This window comes from Gemmata algarum (genome assembly GCF_034097035.1).
Lineage (GTDB): Bacteria > Planctomycetota > Planctomycetia > Gemmatales > Gemmataceae > Gemmata > Gemmata algarum.
In genome coordinates this window covers 159,492-165,491 of record NZ_JAXBLV010000024.1, presented here as the reverse complement: position 1 = coordinate 165,491, position 6,000 = coordinate 159,492, and the positions used below count along the sequence as shown (strand labels likewise).

General features: G+C 65.2%; 3 protein-coding genes. All 3 read right to left on the bottom strand.

Annotated features, from left to right (window positions below; genetic code table 11):
- Nucleotides 1-510: 510 nt before the first annotated feature.
- The gene (locus tag R5W23_RS04485; protein ID WP_320685293.1) at nt 511-2,736 is read right to left on the bottom strand and encodes a PDZ domain-containing protein; all 2,226 of its coding nucleotides are present in this window, start codon (nt 2,734-2,736) and stop codon (nt 511-513) included.
- A gap of 53 nt (nt 2,737-2,789) precedes the next feature.
- Nucleotides 2,790-3,977 carry a S1C family serine protease gene (locus tag R5W23_RS04480; RefSeq protein ID WP_320685292.1) on the bottom strand — a complete coding sequence of 396 codons (1,188 nt, stop codon included), beginning with the start codon at nt 3,975-3,977 and terminating at the stop codon, nt 2,790-2,792.
- A 108-nt stretch (nt 3,978-4,085) separates the two neighbouring features.
- Nucleotides 4,086-5,906 carry a S1C family serine protease gene (locus R5W23_RS04475; RefSeq protein ID WP_320685291.1) on the bottom strand — a complete coding sequence of 607 codons (1,821 nt, stop codon included), beginning with the start codon at nt 5,904-5,906 and terminating at the stop codon, nt 4,086-4,088.
- Nucleotides 5,907-6,000 lie beyond the last annotated feature (94 nt).

Genomic DNA, 6,000 nt, shown 5'->3' with positions numbered 1-6,000 from the left:
TCTCGGCAGGAGGTCACACCACCTGCCACTTCGCCGTCTGACCGGCTTGTTGAGCACCGTCCGCTACTCTCGCAAGCAACTTCCGGCACCCGATTGGTCCGGCCGCCCTGTCGAGCGACCCGAACCACTTAGCACTCTTTCGCTCGCAACTCGTTACCCGCGTTGCGTTTGCGTCACACGGATCATCTTAGCTCGCGAGGCCCGTTCGTCAACCACCACCGCAAAAGAAATTATCAGACCTTCGCGTCAGCCATACCTTCCCCGCGGCTATCGGGCCATGAGCACGGCACCTTCGCATTTGCGGGGAAGATTGAGGTATAGGAACCCAGCAATATGACGACCAGCCCCAATACCCGTCCATTACGCTAACGGAGTGCAAATGAACGGGGCCGCGACCGGCCGCTCGTCGTCCGTCACATCCCTCGATGTGCTCTTATCGTGCTTCGCCCATATCACTAAAGAATGGCACTGCAAATAGTTAGCTCACAACTGCCTCCGACTGAGAGTACTCTAGATCCGATCGAGCGAGTCGATCCAGTTCAGGAAATCGGTGAACGTGCGCTGATCGTAGTACTCCTTGCCTGACTCCTTCATCTCGCGAAAAATCACGGGGAACCGCTTCTCTTCGGCCAGCAATTTTTGGCTAGCCTGAATGTCCTTCAGCAGTGGATCCTTATCACCAGCGGTTATGAAAAACGACAGCGGCTGGTTGGGGATGTTGTCCTTGGGCGGGTTGCCGAGCGCGGCACCAACCGGGGCGACACCGCGGAAAACGTCGCGGGCATTGAACCCGACGTAGAACGCCATTTCCCCGCCGTTTCCCAGCCCGTGAGCGACCACGCGAGTCTTGTCGATCGTGTACTGCACCATTACGGCTTTGATGTCGTTCACGACGAGTTCTGTCTCGCCCGGGCGCCAGCCGGCCTCGGCACCGGCTTTCGGCCCCATCACGATCAAGTGATTGTCCCCGGCAACGTCGCGGAACGTCTTGGCCATCTTCTCGCCGTCCTTGCCACCTTGCCCGGCGGGGTGGAACCATACGACCAACCCGTGCGACACGTTTGCGTCGTAGTTGTCCGGCACGTACAGCCAGTACTCGCGTCCCAAGGCTTGGTCGTTGCGGGTCAGGAAGCCGGTTTCGACCTTCGGCTTGTCCTTCTTCAGGTCGTCCTTCTTCTCGTCTTGGGTTTCCGCCCGCACATCGGCGAACGGTCCCTTTCCAAACGGATCCTTTTTGGGGAACGGATCCTTCGGGTTCTCCTTCGGCTTCGGCTGCCCTTCGAGGGCTTTCCCCGCGCTGGAGGGCAGCGGCAATTTCTCAGGCACCTCGTTCGGAGCCGGGGTGAGCGTGGTGGTGAGCGTTTCGACCTTCCCGCCGTCCTTGCGCTTCACCTCGACCTTTACCTCGGTGCCGGGTGTGAGGCGCTGCGCGGCCTGCATGAGCGTTTGGCGGTTCTGAACCGGTACCGGTGTACCGGGGCCGAACTTCATGATCCGGTCGCCGGCCTTAATGCCCGCCGTGTCCGCGGGGCTCTTGGGGTACACGAAGCGGACCTCAACCCCCGGACCCGGGTCGTCTCGCATCGGCAGCACGCCGAAGTACGCGCTCACGAACGCGGCACTCGTACCGAGCAGCTTAACGCCTTTAAATTCAACCTCCTTACCGCCGCGCGAGACCTTCAGAGAAATCACGTCGTCTTCGTAAAGCGGCCCCATGACGTGCTGGAGCGAGGAGTACGTCGGCACCTTCGTCCCGTTGATCTCGGTGATGGTGTCACCGGCCTTGATCCCGGCGCGAGCGGCGGCAGAATCGGGCTGAACGGACCCGACGACCGGCGGGATGTACATTCCGGTACCCTGCTGCGTGATCCCGAGGAGCCCGCGGCGCAGAATGACCGGCTTCTCACCGGTGCCTTGTTGCAGTTTGGGCAGAACCTTGAGCACGTCTTCCAGCGGCACGGCGAAACCGATGCCGCCGTCGTACACGTCCACGCCGGCGGTCTCGCCTTCGGCCCGGCTCGACGCGGGAACGATCACGCCGTACACCCGCCCGTCAACGCTCACGAGCGGGCCGCCGTAGTTGACCGGCGAGGTCTTGGCGTCGGTCTGAATCGCCTTGCCCCATATTCGGTTCGTCGCGCTGACGATACCGACGCTCATCGCGGGCAAGTTCTCCACGTTCGTGTCGAGCGCGCGACCGAGCGCCAGCGCCCACTGGCCGATCTCCACGTCCGCCTTCGGCAGCGGTTGAGCCGGCGTCAGTCCCGTGGGGGCTTTGGTCTTGTCCGCCGGCGCAAGGAGCGTGAGCATCCGGGTTTCGTCCCGGCCGATCACGTGATACACGAACCGGCGGTCCTTCCCCGGGATCGCGACCTCGCAGGCGGTGACCTGCTTGGCGTCCGCGAGGTTGTTGCCCACGAAGTTGAAGCTACTGGTGATGACGTGCCCTTGTGGGGACACGATCAGCCCGGTAGTCGGGCCGGTGCCCTTGCGCATCCCCGGCGCCGGGGGGCCGCCGGGCGGCCCCTTCTTCGGCTGCTCCTTGAAGAAGTCGGTGCCCCCGGACATGGTGACCTGGACGACGGCCGGCGCGACCTTCGTCACGGCCGCCTTCATGGCCTTCTCGGTCGCCTCGTTAACGTCGGCCGCGGGTTGCGCGACGGCCGCCGTCGCGGCCAGGGCGAGTGCCGCCAGCGCCACCCATAGGCGCGCGCGGTCAAGGGCCAGATGCGTCATCGGTATTCTTCCGTGTGTCTTCCAGTTGCGGTTCGCGTCCGGGCCGGGTCGGTTCACTTCTTGCCGACCGGCGGAGGCGCCGGGGTGGTCGGGGGCTTCGGCTTGGCCGGGTGCTGCCCGAGCGTCATTTCGATCGTCTGGAGCGCCTCCCCGCGGCGCACCTCGAGCCGCACCACGGTACCGGCGCGGGTGTTCTTGCGCATGAAGTCGCCGAACGCCTTGATGCTGACGACCGGTTCGCCGTCGATAAAGCTGACGAGGTCGTCGGGCCGCAACCCGGCCTTGTCCGCCGGCGACCCGGGCACCACGTCCTCGACGAACGCCGGCGTGCGCTCGAGCACGTTGGGCACGAACACGATGCCGTGGTACCCGCCCTGCCCCGCGGCGATGTCCGGCCGCTTGCGCGTCTTGTACTCGCCCTTCATCGCGGCCCGGACGAAGTCCGGGATGGTGACCGCGACGGTCTTCTCTTCCTCAACGTCCTTCCCGTCCTTGTCCTTGACCGTGACCCGGTCTCGGAACTCGACCTTCCCGGTGATCGGGATGGCGTAGTTCATCCAGGTCTCAGTGAGCGTGTTTTTGATCTCGCGGCCGATGATGCCGATCAGCTCGCCCTTGCGGGTGAGCAGCGCGCCGCCGGCAGCACCGGGGTTGTTGGTGATCGCGTCCACGACGTACACCTCGCCGGTGTACGGGAACTCGAAAATGCCGCGGCGGCCGGCCATCTTCGTGTACGCCGAGATCACGCCGCGCTGCGCGCTGAGCGACTCCTCGCGGAGCGCGATCTCGAAGGTGTTGCTCAGCGCCAGCACCCAGTCGCCCGGGGCCGCCGGGCCGCGCTTCACCGCCTCCTCGAAGTTGAAGTACTCCTTCTCGCCGAGGTTGAGCCCGTTCGGCTCGTCGATCTTCTTGCCCTCGACCTTGATCTTGAGGAGAGCGGCGTCGAGCAGCGGTTCGGTCGCGACCACCTGCGCCCGGAGCCGCTGCCCGTCGTGCATGTGGACCACGAGGTCCGACGTGTCGAGCAACTGGCTCGCGACGGTGAGGATGTGTCCCTCGCTGCTGATGACGATCCCGGTGCCGTAGTTGTTGAGCCGCTGGAACCCGCCGGCCCCGAAGATCTTCACGAGCTTCCGGTTGGCCTTGTCCACGGTCTCGGCGAACGGGTCGGACGCCCGACCGGCCGCCGGCGCCGCGAAAACCGTCACAACGGCGAGCAGTGCTGAGTATCGCGTGAGCATGGGTGATCGTTGTGCCTGTGACGAGCGAGCAAGACCGGGTATCAGTCGCGGCGTAAGCGTCTCACCCGCCCGGGGCCGGGCGGGTCGTCCGTTGTCTGCCGGCGCCGGTTACTTGAGGGTCCACTTCGCGGCCTCGAGAACCGCGTATCGTTTGTCGCTGGAACGGACCTCGATGCGCGTCGGCAGTTTCCGGCCGCCGAAGTCTTTGTAACCCGAGAAGTACAACTCGCACGGGTCGGCTTCGAGACCGTCCTTCGAGTCCTTCGCAACGTAGCACTCCAAGCCCAAGAGCGTATTGTCCTTGAGTGAGAAGTACCACTTACCGTGAACCGATCCGTGCTTGGTCAGAAGTACCGCGCAGTCGACCCGCAGTGCGGCGAGTGACTTCGGCACACTGCCGTCCACCGGGTACGGGTAAAACGGCTCGTTCCCCCCGTGCGCGAACAGCCCCTCGAACCCCTTCTCGCCAAGCGCCAGGAACCGGTGGTAGTGGTACAGCGCCATCATCAGCCCGCCGCTCCCGAGCGGCATTTTCTGCTGCGTGAGGTCGCTCTGCTTCAGCGGCTCCAAGGTGGTCTCGATGTTCAACTTGAGAGCGATCTTCGCCCCGTCCTTCGCCTCGACCACTTCGGCCCGCATCGGCCCTTCGCGGTCGGGCATTTTAAACGCGCCCTCGATCAGCAGCGAGTTCGGCACCGCCGAGAAGTCGCCGGCCTGCTTTTTGAACGCCGCCAACACCTTGTCGCGTTCGAGGGCGTTGAAGTACCAGTTGGAGTAGCCCGGTTTGGCCACGTACATACCAGCAGTGGCCGCATCTCCGCCCTTGGGAGCGGGGGCCGCGGGCCGCGGGGCCGGTTGAGGCGGCATCGGCGGCCCGCCCGGCCCCGGCGGTTGCTCCCGCTCCTTCTCCTGGTTGCCCATCAGCCGCACCAAGTACTCCTGGGTCGTGTTGTTGCGCCGGACCGTGAGCGGGACGCGCCACTCCTTGGGGTAGATGCCCAGCGCGTTCTTGTACGCGTTTACGCTGGTCATCGGGCGGCCGAACCCGAAGTCCAGCAACTGGTCGCCGTTCTCGATCCCGCGCCGTGCCGCGTCGCTCTCCTCCAGGATCTGCTTGACCACCATCGCCGGGATCTGCCCCTCGTCGCTCCCGGAGCCGACGGAGGCGCCGAGGGTGGCGTGGTCGGAGTCGATCCCCGCCCGCAGGTGCCCCATGAAGTTCTTGATCTGGTTGATCGAGATCGCGTAGCCGACCCCGGAGTTGACGCGGCCGCGCTTCTCGAACGACCCGCGTCCGTTGATACCGATCAATTCGCCGTTCATGTTGAACAGCGGGCCGCCCGAGTTGCCCGGGTTGATCGATGTCTCGATCTGGATGCAGTCCGTGTACTCCAGAAGCCCTTTCCCTTCGGGCGGCTGGTAGCGGTTCACCCCGCTCACGATGCCGTAGGTCACCGTGGGGGTGAAGTCCATCGCCAGGGAGAACGGGTTGCCCATCGCCAGCGACCAGTCGCCGGCCTTAACTTTGTCGCTGTCGGCGAGCGGGACGAACGGGAACGGCTTGCCCTTCTCCTTCGGCACGAGCTTGATGAGCGCCACGTCCCCGACCTTATCGATGCCGCACACGACGGCCTGATAGAGCACACCATCGGCGAGCCCGGCGGTGGGGAACGGCCCGGTCGGCTGGACGACGTGGAAGTTGGTGAGCGCGTACCCCTCGGGGTCGATCAGCACCCCGGACCCGCACCCACCGCCGTCGGGCATGCACACCGCCACGACCGCCGGGTGAACTTTCTTGATGGCCGCGATGCGCTGCTTCTGCGCGTCGAGGACGGACCGGTCCACCTCGACCGGCGCGGCGGGCGCGACCGACACGGACACAACCGCCCCCGCGAGGGCGGTCAGGAGCGCGGAGAGCAATCGGGTCATGTGGTGCGGCCCCGGGAAAACTATCAGGGGCGCGAGCCCCTGCCAGACAGTTGCCCCGCGTGGGGCTCAAAGCGTAAGTCGGCCGGTGCGGCGT

What these genes read in the sequence shown, in the direction of transcription:
- R5W23_RS04485 (WP_320685293.1), bottom strand. Translation starts at nt 2,736, where the DNA reads ATGACGCATCTGGCCCTTGACCGCGCGCGCCTATGGGTGGCGCTGGCG.
- R5W23_RS04480 (WP_320685292.1), bottom strand. Translation starts at nt 3,977, where the DNA reads ATGCTCACGCGATACTCAGCACTGCTCGCCGTTGTGACGGTTTTCGCG.
- R5W23_RS04475 (WP_320685291.1), bottom strand. Translation starts at nt 5,906, where the DNA reads ATGACCCGATTGCTCTCCGCGCTCCTGACCGCCCTCGCGGGGGCGGTT.